The sequence below is a fragment of the Microbacterium sp. MPR-TSA4 genome (genome assembly GCF_058792815.1).
In genome coordinates this window covers 1-14,138 of record NZ_JBXAFF010000009.1, presented here as the reverse complement: position 1 = coordinate 14,138, position 14,138 = coordinate 1, and the positions used below count along the sequence as shown (strand labels likewise).

General features: G+C 70.0%; 12 protein-coding genes. 8 read left to right on the top strand and 4 right to left on the bottom strand.

Annotation, left to right across the window (positions count from 1 at the left end; all coding sequences use genetic code 11):
• The first annotated feature begins 2 nt into the window (after positions 1 to 2).
• The 6 genes from yidC (at position 3) to AC1Q49_RS06155 (ending at position 5,517) form a co-directional block, all read left to right on the top strand.
• Positions 3 to 1,124, top strand: coding sequence for a membrane protein insertase YidC (yidC, locus tag AC1Q49_RS06180; protein WP_082734276.1), 1,122 nt, complete (start codon positions 3 to 5; stop codon positions 1,122 to 1,124).
• 28 nt (positions 1,125 to 1,152) lie between these two features.
• A complete protein-coding gene (locus AC1Q49_RS06175) occupies positions 1,153 to 1,659 on the top strand; it encodes a Jag family protein (protein WP_060960826.1) in 507 nt (168 codons plus the stop codon).
• Between the two features lie 4 nt (positions 1,660 to 1,663).
• Entirely contained in the window at positions 1,664 to 2,317 is a 654-nt protein-coding gene (gene rsmG / locus AC1Q49_RS06170; RefSeq protein ID WP_492491220.1) for a 16S rRNA (guanine(527)-N(7))-methyltransferase RsmG, read from the top strand.
• An 888-nt stretch (positions 2,318 to 3,205) separates the two neighbouring features.
• On the top strand, positions 3,206 to 4,141 hold the full coding sequence (locus tag AC1Q49_RS06165; protein WP_492491241.1) for a ParA family protein: 936 nt from the start codon (positions 3,206 to 3,208) through the stop codon (positions 4,139 to 4,141).
• Positions 4,141 to 5,166 (top strand): ParB/RepB/Spo0J family partition protein, encoded by a 1,026-nt coding sequence (locus tag AC1Q49_RS06160; RefSeq protein ID WP_060960824.1) that lies wholly within the window; start codon positions 4,141 to 4,143, stop codon positions 5,164 to 5,166. Before AC1Q49_RS06165 ends, AC1Q49_RS06160 begins: the two co-directional genes overlap by 1 nt.
• Positions 5,167 to 5,175: 9 nt before the next feature.
• Positions 5,176 to 5,517 (top strand): hypothetical protein, encoded by a 342-nt coding sequence (locus tag AC1Q49_RS06155; protein WP_060960823.1) that lies wholly within the window; start codon positions 5,176 to 5,178, stop codon positions 5,515 to 5,517.
• Between the two features lie 72 nt (positions 5,518 to 5,589).
• On the opposite strand, the gene trxA is transcribed toward AC1Q49_RS06155, so the two are convergent.
• From trxA to AC1Q49_RS06135, 4 genes are all read right to left on the bottom strand, one after another.
• On the bottom strand, positions 5,590 to 5,913 hold the full coding sequence (trxA, locus tag AC1Q49_RS06150) for a thioredoxin (protein WP_060960822.1): 324 nt from the start codon (positions 5,911 to 5,913) through the stop codon (positions 5,590 to 5,592).
• A gap of 90 nt (positions 5,914 to 6,003) precedes the next feature.
• The gene (trxB, locus tag AC1Q49_RS06145) at positions 6,004 to 6,984 is read right to left on the bottom strand and encodes a thioredoxin-disulfide reductase (RefSeq protein WP_060960821.1); all 981 of its coding nucleotides are present in this window, start codon (positions 6,982 to 6,984) and stop codon (positions 6,004 to 6,006) included.
• Positions 6,985 to 7,087: 103 nt separating this feature from the next.
• Positions 7,088 to 8,698, bottom strand: coding sequence for a murein biosynthesis integral membrane protein MurJ (gene murJ, locus AC1Q49_RS06140; protein WP_492491219.1), 1,611 nt, complete (start codon positions 8,696 to 8,698; stop codon positions 7,088 to 7,090).
• Positions 8,691 to 10,886 carry a DUF6049 family protein gene (locus tag AC1Q49_RS06135; protein WP_492491218.1) on the bottom strand — a complete coding sequence of 732 codons (2,196 nt, stop codon included), beginning with the start codon at positions 10,884 to 10,886 and terminating at the stop codon, positions 8,691 to 8,693. Before AC1Q49_RS06135 ends, murJ begins: the two co-directional genes overlap by 8 nt.
• Positions 10,887 to 11,066: 180 nt before the next feature.
• Between AC1Q49_RS06135 and AC1Q49_RS06130 the strand changes: the two genes are divergently transcribed.
• Positions 11,067 to 12,632 carry a DUF7059 domain-containing protein gene (locus AC1Q49_RS06130; RefSeq protein WP_492491217.1) on the top strand — a complete coding sequence of 522 codons (1,566 nt, stop codon included), beginning with the start codon at positions 11,067 to 11,069 and terminating at the stop codon, positions 12,630 to 12,632.
• A 59-nt stretch (positions 12,633 to 12,691) separates the two neighbouring features.
• Complete coding sequence (locus AC1Q49_RS06125) at positions 12,692 to 14,131, top strand: CCA tRNA nucleotidyltransferase (RefSeq protein ID WP_101305171.1); 1,440 nt, start codon at positions 12,692 to 12,694, stop codon at positions 14,129 to 14,131.
• The last annotated feature ends 7 nt before the right edge of the window (positions 14,132 to 14,138 follow it).

Genomic DNA, 14,138 nt, shown 5'->3' with positions numbered 1-14,138 from the left:
CCGTGCTGGATCTTCTGTATGCCGCCGCCGCTGCGACGCCGACCCCGGTCGTGCCGACGCCGACGACGCCCGCGCCGTCGAGCAGCCTCGACTTCTTCAGCACCATCATGTGGCCGTTCAAGTGGATCGTCGAGGCGATCCTCGTGTTCTGGCACTGGATCTTCACCTCGGTGGGCCTGCCGGCCGATGCCGGACTCACCTGGGTCCTGTCGATCATGGGGCTCGTCATCGTGGTGCGCAGCGCCCTGATCCCCCTCTTCGTGCGGCAGATCAAGAGCCAGCGGAAGATGATGGAAATCGCTCCTGAACTGCGGAAAGTTCAGGAGAAGTACCGCGGGAAGAAGGATCAGCTCTCCCGTGAGGCCATGAGTCGCGAGACCATGGCGCTCTACAAGAAGCACGGCACCACACCGGTCTCCAGCTGTCTGCCCCTCCTCGTGCAGATGCCCATCCTGCTGGGCATGTTCTACACGCTGAGCGACGTGAAGAAGCACGCGGAGTGGGGCGTGGGCGGCGTCGGTCTGCTGAGCAAAGACCTGACGTGGCAGTTCTACGAGGCGAAGCTGTTCGGCGTCGCTCCCCTCCACACGAGTCTCATCGAGGCGTTCAACCAGAAGCCCGACGGCTGGGAGGCCACCGTCGCGATCCTCGTGGTCCTGGTCATCCTGATGATCGCGTCGCAGTTCATCACCCAGCTGCAGATCATCTCGAAGAACCTCTCCCCCGAGGCCAAGACCGGCCAGGCCTACCAGATGCAGCGCATCATGCTGTACATCCTCCCGCTGGCCTTCATCTTCTCCGGTGTGTTCTTCCCGCTGGGTGTGGTGCTCTACTGGTTCACGTCCAATATCTGGACGATGGTGCAGCAGTTCCTCGTCATCCGTAACCTGCCCACGCCCGGTTCCGAGGCGGCGAAGGCACGTGAGGAGAGGCTGGCGCGCAAGGGCAAGGCGATCGACGCGAACGGCAAGATCGTTCCGCTCGAGAAGTACCAGGCCGAGCAGCAGCGTCTGTACGAAGAGGCGCAGAAGGCGAAGGCGCAGGCTCCCAAGCGTCAGCAGCCGGTGAGCAAGCAGCGCGCCAAGAAGCAGTCGAAGAACACCAAGCCCAACACCGACTCGTGACCGGGTCGACGTCTCTCGAGGAACAGTCATGAGCACCACTTCCGACCACGACGCGGCCGAGCGCCCCGCGGCCACGATCGAGCAGCTCGAGCAGGAGGGCGACATCGCCGCCGACTACCTCGAGGTGCTGCTGGACATCGCGGACATCGACGGCGACCTCGCCCTCGACGTGCGCAGCGGCCGGGCGTACGTCTCGGTGGAGAACGATGACCCGGCATCCCTCCGTCTGCTCGCCGAGCCCGACACGGTTCAGGCTCTGCAGGAGCTGACGCGCATCGCGGTGCAGACGAAGACCGGACGCTTCTCCCGCCTCATCCTCGACGTGGGCGGTTCGCGCGATGCGCGGCAGCGCCAGCTGGAGAAGCTGGTGGATCGTGCGATCGCACGCCTGGACGAAGGGGCGACGCAGGCCTCGCTCCCCTCGATGACCAGCTACGAGCGCAAGCTCGTCCATGACATCGTCGCGGACCGGGGTCTCGTCTCCGAGTCCTACGGTGAGGGCGCCGACCGTCACACCGTCATCCGCCGCTCCTGATCCGATGGACGATGTTTCACGTGAAACACCGGTGATCGAAGAAGAGCCGGCCGTCGCGGCATCCCTCTTCGGTGACCGCATCGAGCTCGCGCGTCGCTTCACTGCCGCGCTGGGGGCGCACGGCGAGGAACGCGGACTGATCGGCCCACTCGAGCCGCCCCGTCTCTGGAACCGTCACATCCTCAACTCCGCGATCGCCGCTCCCCTCCTTACTGCGGGAGCCCGTGTCGGAGACGTCGGCTCGGGCGCGGGTCTTCCCGGGCTCGTGCTCGCGATCGCCCGCCCCGACGTCGAGTGGGTGCTCATCGAGCCGATGGAGCGTCGCGTCGCCTGGTTGCAGGAACAGAAGGACGAGCTCGGGCTCGACAACGTCGCAGTCGTGCGCGCTCGTGGTGAGGAGTGGAAAGAGGGTGCGGTGCTGGATGCCGTGACCGCGCGCGCCGTGAGCGCCCTGCGCACCCTCATCCCCCTGACCGTTCCTCCGCTGCGACCGGGAGGAGAGCTGATCCTCCTCAAGGGCGTCAACGCCGAGAACGAGATTGCTGCGGCGGAGAAGGCCATCCGCAAGTACAAGCTGACCGATGTGCGCGTCGAGGTCGTCGGTGAGGGCATCATCTCAGAGCCGACCCGCGTTCTCCGCGCCACCCGCTCCGCCTGACCACCCCGCCGCCAGATGTTTCACGTGAAACGCACGTGAGGGCGTTTCGACTCGGCACTGCGCGCCTCGCTCAACGATCGGGACGGGGTGGCTCGACCCCGCGGTCGTTGAGCGAGCGGAGCGAGTCGAAACGCGGCAAGGACGCAGGCACATGTTTCACGTGAAACGCGACGTTTCGACTCCGCGCTGCGCGCCTCGCTCAACGACCGGGAGTGAATGAACACGCCACCCACCCGCCCGTTTAGCGAGCGAAGCGAGTCGAAACGCGGCACAGACGCCGGCACGTGTTTCACGTGAAACGGGACGGGGGTGTTTCGACTCGGCGCTGTGCGCCTCGCTCAACGAACGGGACGGGGTAGCGCAACCCCCCGGCCGTTGAGCGAGCGGAGCGAGTCGAAACGTCGCTCGACCACAGACGCCCGCACATGTTTCACGTGAAACGGGACGTTTCGACTCCGCGCTGCGCGCCTCGCTCAACGACCGGGACGGAGTAGCGTAACCCCCGGTCGTTGAGCGAGCGCAGCGAGTCGAAACGTGGCAAGCACGCGGGTACCTGTTTCACGTGAAACGCGCGTTGGGGCGTTTCGGCTCGGCGCTGTGCGCGCCTCGCTCAACGACCGGGAGTTGGATAGCGCGACTACCGGCCGTTGAGCGAGCGAAGCGAGTCGAAACGGGGCAAGGATGCAGGCACATGTTTCACGTGAGACGGGGAGTGGGGGCGTTTCGACTCGGCGCTGTGCGCCTCGCTCAACGACCGGGAGTGAACCAACACGCCCACCCGCCCCGCACGGGGTTTCACGTGAAACATCCGTAGCGGTGGCTCTCGATGACCGGGGTGTGGGACCCCTCGACTACAGTAGAGGAGTCCCGAAAAGACAGGAGTTGATGGTGCCGGAACCGGAGAACGCGACCGCACCCGCACCCTTCTCCATCGACGACAGCCCCATCGCGCGGGAGCTCGCGGATCTCACGTCCCGCCGCCGAGCGCTGGACGCCGTCACGGTCGACTTCCACGGCGAGACACGCATCCTCACCGTGTCGAACCAGAAGGGCGGGGTCGGCAAGACCACGACCACCGTCAACATCGCCGCGGCCCTCGCTTCTCTCGGTGCTCGCGTCCTGGTGATCGATCTCGACCCGCAAGGCAACGCATCCACGGCCTTGGGGGTGCCGCACTCGGCCGATATCCCGAGCGTCTACGACGTGCTGATCGACGAGTTCCCCCTCGCCGAGATCATTCAGACGAGCCCGGAGTCGCCGAACCTCCTGTGCGCTCCCAGCACCATCCACCTCGCCGGCGCCGAGATCGAGCTGGTGTCGCAGGTGGCCCGCGAGCATCGCCTTCGGACGGCCATCGATGACTACCTCGCGCAGGCCGACGAGCGCCTCGACTTCATCCTCATCGACTGCCCGCCCTCGCTGGGACTGCTCACCATCAACGCGTTCACGGCTGCCGGGGAGCTCCTGATCCCGATCCAGTGCGAGTACTACGCGCTGGAAGGCCTCAGCCAGCTGCTGGGGAGCGTCCGGATGATCCAGAAGCACCTCAACCCGCGGCTGCACCTCTCGACGATCCTGCTCACGATGTACGACGGACGCACTCGGTTGGCGCAGCAGGTGGCCGACGAGGTTCGCCAGCACTTCGCTCGCGAGGTGCTCCACACGGTCATCCCGCGATCGGTCCGCGTGTCCGAGGCGCCGAGCTTCGGCCAGACCGTCATCGCGTACGACGGCCAGTCGGCCGGGGCCGTCTCCTACCGGGAGGCAGCGGTCGAAATCGTCCAACGCGGACAGCGCACCACCACGAACGAGGAGAACTCCTGATGGCCAAACGCACCGGTCTGGGCCGCGGAATCGGCGCCCTCATCCCCACCGCCGACAGCGCGGAGGCGCGGCCCGTCGACGTCTTCTTCCCTGGTGCGCCCCTCGCGACCGTGCCGACGCCGGATGCCGCCGATGCAACGGATACCGGGGGACAGGCGGATGCTGCGGCATCCACGCCCGATGACACCCCCGGCGACCTCGTCGCGGTGCCCGGTGCGCGCCTGATCTCCCTCGATCCGAACGACATCGTCCCCAACCCCCGCCAGCCGCGGACCAACTTCGACGCCGACGACCTGGCCGAGCTCGTGCACAGCGTTCGGGAGTTCGGGGTGCTGCAGCCGGTGGTCGTGCGCCTGAACGAGGACGGCGCCTACGAGCTCATCATGGGTGAGCGCCGCACGCGTGCCTCGCGCGAGGCGGGTCTCACCTCCATTCCGGCGATCGTCCGCGACACGGCGGACGAGGATCTCCTGCGTGACGCGCTTCTCGAGAACCTCCACCGGTCGCAGCTGAACCCACTCGAGGAGGCGTCGGCGTATCTGCAGCTTCTCGAGGACTTCGGCATCACTCAGGAGCAGCTCGCGTCGCGCATCGGCCGGTCGCGGCCCCAGATCAGCAACACGATCCGCCTGCTCAAGCTCCCGATGCCGGTGCAGCAGCGCGTCGCGGCCGGTGTCATCAGTGCCGGGCACGCACGCGCGATCCTCTCGCTGGACGACTCCGATGCGATGCAGAGGCTCGCCGACAAGATCGTCAACGAAGACCTCTCGGTACGCGCCGCGGAGGCTGCGGCGAAGGGAGCGGCGGAGCTGGGCGCACGGCGTCCGGCACCCAAGGCCGGCGCCCGTCGGGCCCACCTCGATGACGTCGCCGAGCGACTCGGTGACCGCCTCAACACCAAGGTGAAGATCACTTTGAGTGCGAGAAAAGGCCAGATCAACATTGATTTCGCCACGATCCAGGATCTCAACCGCATCCTGGGGGAACTGGGGGAGACCGAGTACGGCGTCGGAGCCGGCGCGTAGGCTGGCAGGGTGACCGATCGTCCTCACCTTCCCCGGCGCGCCAGTCTGGAGCTGCTGCGCGCGGAGGCATCCGACGAACTGTCGGTGCTGATCGAGGAGCGCATCCGCGACGGTGAAGATCCCTGGGACTTCATGGAGGACCTGCCCTCCGTCGACGAGCTGGTGGTCCTCACGCTGCGCGCGGAGAACATCGCGTCGGACGGCGGCAACAAGCCCACGGCGGCGAGGAACTATCGCGTGCTTCGCCAGATCGCGTTCGACTACCCGCCGCTCACGCGTGCCGTGTGGCGTCTGCTGGGAAGCGAACCGCACCGGCGCTGGGACGCCTCGGTGCGAGCCGAGGCATCCTGATCAACGCCGGTGCGGTGAGTCTGCCGTGCATCTGCGGTGGGCCGCACGAGGCGGCGTCACGCGCGAGGGTCGTCAGCCGAGGTAGGCGGCGAGGTCCTGCTCGAGCGCGAACTTCGGCTTGGCGCCGATGATCGTCTTCTCGACCGCGCCCTTGTTGAACACCTTCATCGCGGGGATCGAGGTGATCTGATACTCCATCGCGAGGTTGGGGTTCTCATCGACGTTGAGCTTGAGCACCGTGATCTTGTCGCCGTTCTCCGACTGGATCTCGTCGAGGATGGGTCCGACCATGCGGCACGGACCACACCACGCGGCCCAGAAGTCGACCAGCACGGGTCCCTCGGCGTCGATGACGTCCTGCTGCCAGGTGCTCTCGCTCGTGGCCTTGGCGGTCATGTCTGTCTCCTTCGTTGCGAGCCGCCATCGTGCGGCTCTGGGGTATCAAACGCGACGGATGCCGGAGATGTTCCCCGACCCGTGCGGGGCTCAGGCGACGGGCTCGAGCCCGTCGATCTCGGCGGCATCCACCTCGGGCGCACCGGCGTCGCCGCGCGCGGCGAGGTAGTGCTCCACGTCGAGGGCGGCCGTCGTACCGCTGCCGGCCGCCGTCACCGCCTGGCGGTAGATGGGGTCGACGACGTCACCGGCCGCGAAGACGCCGGGAACCGACGTGCGCGACGAGCGGCCGTCGACCCACACGGTGCCGTGCTCGGTGAGCTTCAGCGAATCGTGCACGAGGTGCGTACGCGGGTCGTTGCCGATCGCGACGAAAACCCCGGTCACAGGCAGTTCTCGCGTCGAACCGTCGACGGTGTCGCGCAGCAGCAGACCCGTCACGGCGTCACCGCCGAGCACGTCGACGACCTCGCTGTTCCACACGAACTCGATCTTCTCGTTCGCGAAGGCGCGCTCCTGCATGATCTTGGAGGCGCGCAGCTGGTCGCGGCGGTGGATGATGTACACCTTCGACGCGAACTTGGTGAGGAACGTGGCCTCCTCCATCGCGGAGTCGCCGCCACCGACGACGGCGATGGCCTGCTCGCGGAAGAAGAACCCGTCGCACGTCGCGCAGTAGGAGACGCCGTGTCCGGACAGGCGCGACTCGCCCTCGATGCCCATCTTGCGCGGTGCCGAGCCGGTGGCGAAGACGATGCTCTCGGCCTCGTGCTCCGTGCCGCTGCCGAGGACGACCTTCTTCACGTCGCCGGTCAGCTCGAGCTTCACGACGTCGTCGTAGACGACCTCGGTGCCGAACTTCTCGGCCTGCTCCTGCATCTTCGCCATGAGGTCGGGTCCCATGATGCCCTCGGGGAAACCGGGGAAGTTCTCCACCTCGGTGGTGTTCATCAGCTCGCCGCCCGCCTCCACCGAGCTCGCGATGAGCAGCGGCGAGAGGTTCGCCCGCGCCGCGTAGATGGCGGCGGTGAATCCGGCCGGACCGGAACCGATGATGATGACCTGTCGCACGTGCTCTTCCCTTTCCGCACGAGCCCCTGACGGGCTCCAGTGCGTGCAACCAATGCTAACCGCGGGGCATTCCGAGCAGACGGTGCACCGCGCGGTGCGCTCGTCAGCGCCCGATGAGGCGCCGCAGCATCCGCCCGCCGATGGCGAGCTCGGGAGCCCGCAGCAGCGCGAGGGCGGCGACGTACACCAGCAGGGCGACGCCGCCCACGAGTGCTCCGGCCACCGCACCGAGGAGACGGTCCGACGCGGGCCATCCGTCCGCGCCGCCGAGGAGCAGGAAGAACAGCCATCCGGCGGCGAAGGCGGGGACGGCGGCGACCGTGAACCGCCCGAGCGACCGCCAGGTGGCGCGCAGCGGCGCCGTGTCGGTGTGGCGACGCAGCAGACGCAGGGCGACGGGCAGCTGGACGTAGGTGGAGAGCGACTGGGTGAGGGCGACGGCGGCGGCGAGGAACCCGAGCGGCAGCAGGCCCATGCCGACGGCGGCTACGGCGATGACGGCGCCGAGGGCGGCCAGCGACGCCTGGACGAGGGAGAAGACGAACGGCGTCCGCGTGTCCTGGAAGGCGAAGAACGCCCGGCGGATGATCACCAGCACGCCGAAGGGGACGAGGGCGATCAGGTACCCGCACAGCACCCAGGCCATCGCGACCGCGCCGTCGGTGCTGGTGGTGAACACCCGCGAGACGGCGACGGATGCCGCGGCGATGGCAGCCGTGAAACCGAACCCGAACAGCGCGATCGCGCGGATCGACTCGTCGAGGTTCGGCGCGACCCGGTCGAGGCGGCCCGCGGTGATCTCCTCGGCGAGGCGTGTGAAGTACGTCGTCGAGATCGACATGGCGACGATCGAGTGGGGAAGCATGAAGATCAGCCACGCGTACACCATCACGGTGACGCTCGCCTCGCCGGAGGCCTGGGTGACGACCAGCGACTGCACGATACCGGCGAGCTGACCGACCACGACGGCGAGGAACGTCCACCAGGCCAGGGTGCCGACGTGACGCAGGCCGATGCCGCGCCAGCCGAAGTCGGGACGGATGTGCAGGCGGGTGCGCTTCCAGAAGAAGAGCAGCACGACCGTCTGCATCGCGATGCCGAGGGTGGCGGTGCCGCCGAGGAGGGCGATCATCCCAACATCCCAGTCGCCGATCGCGGTGAACGGGCCGCCGAAGACGACCAGGAACACCCCGAATCCCGCGATCGAGACGATGTTGTTGACCGTCGGCGCCCAGCTGTACGGGCCGAAGACCTTGCGCGCGTTGAGTACCTCGCCCAGCAGGGCGAACAGGCCGTAGAACAGCAGCTGGGGCAGCAGCCAGTAGGCGAAGGCGGTGGCCAGGGCCTTCTGCTCCGGCCCCCAGCTGGCCGCGTAGAGCCAGATCAGCACCGGCGCGAGCGCCATCATCAGCGCTGTCGCGGCGACGAGGACGACCGCGCCGAGCGTCAGGAGCTTCGACACGTACCGCGAACCGCCGTCGCTGTGTGCGGCCGCCTTGACGATCTGCGGCACGAGGATGCCGGTGATCACGCCGGCGGCGAGCAGCTCGTACACGTTGGTGGGCAGCATGGCCGCGACGCTGAAGGCGTCGGCGGCCTTGCTGCCGAACGAACCGATGACGGCGACGAGGACGACCGAGCGCACCAGACCGGTGACCCGCGAGAAGAGCGTGCCCGCTCCGATGATGGCGCTCGCGCGACCGAGACTAGCCATCGACATCCTCTTTCTGCGGGGCTTCCTTCTGCGGCGCTTCGCCGTGCTCGTCCTCGGCGGGTGAGGCCGCGCCGCGCCGACGCAGCTTGCGTACGGTGCGGATCAGACCCAGCACGAGCATCGCTCCGATCAGCACCACCATGAGCACGATGCCCACCGACTCCCACTCGGCGCGCACGGTCACGGCGACGCGGACCTCCGATCCGATCGGCACGCCCGCGGTGCTGCGCAGCTGCAGGTCGAGGGTGGACTCGCCGCTGCCGACGCGTGCCTGCACGGGCACCTGCACTCGCGTGCTCTGCGCGGAGCCGGCCGAGACCTCCGCGGTCTTCTGGACGATCAGGCGCGGGTCGTTGGGGTTCACCGACAGGGTGAGGGTGACCGGCCAGGGCAGATCGTTGCGCACCGAGAAGGTGAGCGGCGCCGACGAGGCGAGCAGGGTGATGTCGCTGGGCGGAACGATGGCGACGGCCCCCATCGTCTTCGCCGTCGCGTCGCGGTGATCGCTCACCGCCGTGGCGAACTGATCGGGCACCGCGAGCCAAACGTTGGCGAGCAGCTGCAGGATCTTGGCGCGTTCGGGGGCCGTCAGGAGAGCGGGGTCGCTGAGCACGGTCGCGAACGCCGAAAGGGCGGTCTCGTCGTCGAGCAGGCCGTGGAGGGCGTCGACGCGTGCGGAGTCGGGTGCGGTGCCACCGGTGACCGTGACGGCCGTCGCGGGCGCAGCGGCCACCGCCGACAGATCGATCGCGGTGCGACCGGCGAGCGAGGTCGCCGCGGTGATCGCCGCCCGCAGGCCGGTGGACGAGCGGCCGCTGGCCCGGTCGATCACGACCAGTAGGGGCGCCGAGGCGGACGCGCCCTGAACGGCGAGGCTCGCATAGGCGGATGCCGCGGCGAGCCCCGCGCCCTGGTGGACGCCGTCCGAGGCGAGCGACGCCGTCCGCAGCGCCGCCGAGACGTCCGCGTCGTAGGAGAGGATCGCGGCCCCCTCGGCATCCGCTCGCGCCCCCACCGCGCCCGTGAGGGTGTTCGATGACACGAGGGTGAGCGGCGTCTCGCTCTCGTCGGTGCCGCTGGAGGTGCCGGTCGCGAGGGCGGAGACGAGCCCCGCCGTCGCCGACCCGGTCGCGGGCCAGAACACCCCGGTGCGCGTCGCGCCGATGTCGAGGAGCTCGGAGAGGCTCGGCAGCGTGCGACCGGCCGCCGGCGTGGGTGTCGACGATGCACTCGGCGATTCCGAGGATGCCGGGAGCGGCGTGCCGGTCGTCGCGAAGTTCCGTGCCGACATGTACGGGTCGAGACTCGAGACGGAGAGCGGCTCGCCCTGCCCCGCGGCGAACTGGGTGGCGAGATCGGCATCGCCGAACTGGAGCGCGAAACGCGAGTTCGGCAGCGCGAGCAGGTCGGACAGCCACTGCTGAGCCGATGCGGGCGCCGCCGTACCCAGCACACGGATCGCCGCGACGATGGCGGGGTCCACGGCGAGGATCGCGGTGGTGCCGGTCACCGCGTCGAGCTGGATGCGGAGCGCCCCGTCGGCGGCGGTGAGCGTGGCGAGGTCGTCCGACGTGAGCAGCCCCGTGGTGGTGGGAGGCGCCGTCAGCGGCACGACGACGGCGACGCCTCCGCCGGAGGAGGCGGCATCCGGGACGACGATCGCCGTGTGTGCGACGAGATCGCCCTGGGCGGCGGGGAACGCCGCGCTCACGGGGTAGACACCGGGGGCGAGGTCGCCGCCGGTGGCGGCCAGGTCGATCGCGGTCGTCGAGGTCGCCGTCCCGCGGGCGGCGACGGCTGTCACGGCCGCCGTCGCGACCTCGGTGTCGGCGCGCGCGTCGGAGTCCAGCCACGCCGTCACCTCGGCGGCGGTGGTCAAGGGCGACCGGGTGAGCGCCACGCTGACCGTGCCGCCGGCAGCGGGCGCATCGCCGGTGTTGGTCACCGAGAACGTGACGGAGAACACCGACGAGCCGATGACCCCGTTGCCCGACGGCGACACCGCGACGGTGAGCCTCCCGCTCTCGGCCGGCGCCTCGGTCGCGGCGACCGCGGTGCCGGCGACGGGCGCGGCCACGACGAGGGCCATCGCGACGGCGACGGCGCTCCGCCAGCGCGCGCGGCGACGGCGCCTCGTCCCGACTCCGTCGGGAGTCCGGCGCGCGGGACGGGAAAGAGGAAAGGTCATGTCGGGAATCGGCTCCTGTGCGATCCCTGACCGCACGATCAGGTCAGATTCTAGGGTCCCCGCCCTGTGCGCGACCCGTGACGGGCCGCGGGCGCCGGTATCCGCGCGCGGCGGCATCCGTCGGTCCCGTCTCGGTCCCGCGCCGACGGTACCGCCCCGCGTGCGTGAGGATGGGATGCTGTGGACCATCCCCTGAACCCCGATCCCGCCCTCGTGGCCGACCTCCGCCGCGATCTGGCGGCCGCCGGCTACACCGCAGACGCTGTGCGGACCGGGTGGGGCCCTCTCGCCGACGACGCCGTCGGGCACGGCCTGCACGGACCCGCGCTCGCCGCCCTGGGGACACGGGACGACGCATCGGCGACGTTGGCGCGGCTGCTGTTCCTCGGTGTCCGCACGCCGCGGGACGCCGTCGACCGCGCGCTGCCCCACCTCGGCGCCGGCGGACTCGCGACGCTCGGTCTGGCCCGCATCGACGATGCCGAGGTGACACCGCTCGCGCTCGTGCGACCGCAGGGCTTCGCCGACGCGGACGGCGCCGGACACTGGTGGATCGCGAGCGATCTCGACGAGGCGGCGCTGGGCGGACCACTGCCGACCGGCCACGTGCTGGGTGTCGGCGGCGCCTCTCTCACCCTCGCCGGCCTGCAGCTCGCGACGCCCGTGCGACGGGTGCTCGACGTCGGCACGGGCTGCGGCATCCAGGCGCTGCGGGCGCACCGCGCCCTGGCGGCGTCCGCGGATGCCGATGCAGACGCCGACAGCGTCATCGTCGCGACGGACGTGTCGCCGCGCGCACTGGCGTTCACGACGCTCAACGCGCTCCTGAACGGCGTCGGGGGGATCGAGACCCGACACGGCAGCCTCTTCGACCCCGTCGCGGGCGAACGGTTCGACCGCGTCGTGTCGAATCCGCCGTTCGTCATCACCCCGCGCGTCTCCGGCGTTCCCGAGTACGAGTACCGCGATGCGGGGTTCGCGGGGGACGACCTCGTCGCGGCGTTCGTCGGAGGGGTGGGCGAGGTGCTCGCTCCGCAGGGGACGGCGCAGCTGCTGGGCAACTGGGAGTATCGCGACGGCGGCGACGGCCTCGAGCGCGTCCGCGCCTGGGTGGCCGCCTCGCCCGTGCCCCTCGAGGCCTGGGTGATCGAGCGGGAGCGGCTCGACCCCCTCGCGTACGCGGAACTGTGGGTCCGCGACGGCGGCACCGCCCCCGGCACCCCCGGCTACGCGGCCCTCGTCGATGCGTGGCTGGACGACTTCGCCGCGCGCGGCGTGGAGGCGATCGGGTTCGGCTACATCCTGCTGCGACGACCGGCATCCGGGGTCGCCGCGCTGGCGCGCTACGAACGCATCACCCACGCCCTGCCGGAGACCTCGGGAGGACTCGGCCGGCACTTGTCCGCCGCGCTGCAGGCCTTCGACGCACTGGAACTGCTCGACGACGACGCCCTGGCCCGTGCGCACACCGTGGTGGCCGGCGACGTCACCGAGGCCCGTCATCATCTGCCGGGCGCCGAGGCCCCGAGCGTGATCGAGCTGCGCCAGGGCGGCGGGCTCGCCCGCACCATCGAGGTCGACCCGGCCCTGGCCGCCCTCGTCGGCGCCTCCGACGGCGAGCTCACCGTCGGACAGCTCTCCGACGCGATCGCCGAGCTGCTCGAGGTGGATGCCGGCGCCCTCCGCGCCGACCTGCTGCCGCGCGTGCGCGAGCTCGTCTTCACCGGGATGCTGCGGCTGGCGTGAGGGGTCGCACGACGGTCGCGGGCGGGGGCGATGGAAGGCGCGCCGGTAGTCTGGAGACCATGCTCAACATGGCCGAAGGCCTCGACCGGCTGGGGTCGCTCGCGACTTCTCCGATCATGGCCTCCCTCGGCGCGGCGTTCGCCCAGGCGGGGTTCGAGCTGGCGATTGTCGGCGGTCCGGTGCGCGACGCGCTGCTCGGCCGCCCCACCCACGACCTCGATCTCACGACGAACGCGCGCCCCGACGACATCCTTCGCATCGTGAAGCCGCTGGCGACCGCGACGTGGGACATCGGGCGCGCGTTCGGCACCATCGGTGCGAAGATCACCGGCCCGAGCGGGACGTCCGAGCAGGTCGAGATCACGACGTACCGCGCCGACAGCTACGACGGGGTCACGCGCAAGCCCACGGTCGCCTTCGGAGACCGCCTGGAGGACGACCTCGCCCGCCGCGACTTCACCGTGGGCGCCATGGCGCTGCGCCTGCCCGTGCCGGCGCTCGTCGACCCGACCGGGGGTGTCGAGGACCTGCTCGCGGGCGTGCTGCGCACGCCGGGCGACCCCGACGTCAGCTTCGGCGACGACCCGCTGCGCATGCTGCGGGCCGCCCGCTTCGCCAGCCAGCTCGAGTTCGACGTCGCCCCGGCGACGCTGGACGCGATGGAGCGCCTGCGGGCGACGATCGAGATCGTCAGCCCCGAGCGGGTGCAGGCTGAGCTGGTGAAGCTGCTCGCGACGGACGACCCGGTGCGCGGCATCCGGATCCTCGTCGAGACCGGGCTCATGGGCGAGATCCTGCCCGAGGTGCCGGCGCTGCGGCTCGAGGTCGACGAGCACCACCACCACAAGGACGTGTACGAGCACTCGCTCACGGTGCTGCGCCAGGCCATCGAGCTGGAGCACGCCCGGCATCCGGGGGCGGCGCCCGACACGACGCTGCGCCTGGCCGCACTGCTGCACGACATCGGCAAGCCCGCGACGCGCAAGCTCGAGCCGGGCGGCGGTGTGAGCTTCCACCACCACGACGTCAAGGGTGCGCGTCTGGCCCGCAAGCGTCTGCAGGCGCTGCGCTTCGACGGCGACACCATCGCCGCGGTCACGCAGCTCATCGAGCAGCACCTGCGCTTCTTCGGCTACGCCGAGGGCGCGTGGACCGACTCCGCGGTGCGGCGCTACGTGCGGGATGCCGGTGATCAGCTCGAGCGGCTCCACATCCTCACCCGTGCCGACGTCACCACGCGCAACGCGAAGAAGGCGACGCGCCTGCGCCGCGCGTACGACGACATCGAGTGGCGCATCGACGAGCTCGCCTCGCAGGAGGAGCTCGCCGCCATCCGCCCCGAGCTCGACGGCAACCGGATCCAGGAGATCCTCGGCATCCCGCCCGGACGCGAGGTCGGGGAGGCGTACCGCTTCCTGCTGGAGGTGCGCCTGGACGAGGGTCCGATCGGCGCGGATGCCGCCGAGCAGCGCCTGCGCGCCTGGTGGTCCGCCCGCTGACCCACCC

What these genes read in the sequence shown, in the direction of transcription:
- AC1Q49_RS06125 (WP_101305171.1), top strand. Translation starts at nt 12,692, where the DNA reads ATGCTCAACATGGCCGAAGGCCTCGACCGGCTGGGGTCGCTCGCGACT.
- murJ (WP_492491219.1), bottom strand. Translation starts at nt 8,698, where the DNA reads ATGGCTAGTCTCGGTCGCGCGAGCGCCATCATCGGAGCGGGCACGCTC.
- AC1Q49_RS06135 (WP_492491218.1), bottom strand. Translation starts at nt 10,886, where the DNA reads ATGACCTTTCCTCTTTCCCGTCCCGCGCGCCGGACTCCCGACGGAGTC.
- AC1Q49_RS06175 (WP_060960826.1), top strand. Translation starts at nt 1,153, where the DNA reads ATGAGCACCACTTCCGACCACGACGCGGCCGAGCGCCCCGCGGCCACG.
- AC1Q49_RS06160 (WP_060960824.1), top strand. Translation starts at nt 4,141, where the DNA reads ATGGCCAAACGCACCGGTCTGGGCCGCGGAATCGGCGCCCTCATCCCC.
- trxA (WP_060960822.1), bottom strand. Translation starts at nt 5,913, where the DNA reads ATGACCGCCAAGGCCACGAGCGAGAGCACCTGGCAGCAGGACGTCATC.
- rsmG (WP_492491220.1), top strand. Translation starts at nt 1,664, where the DNA reads ATGGACGATGTTTCACGTGAAACACCGGTGATCGAAGAAGAGCCGGCC.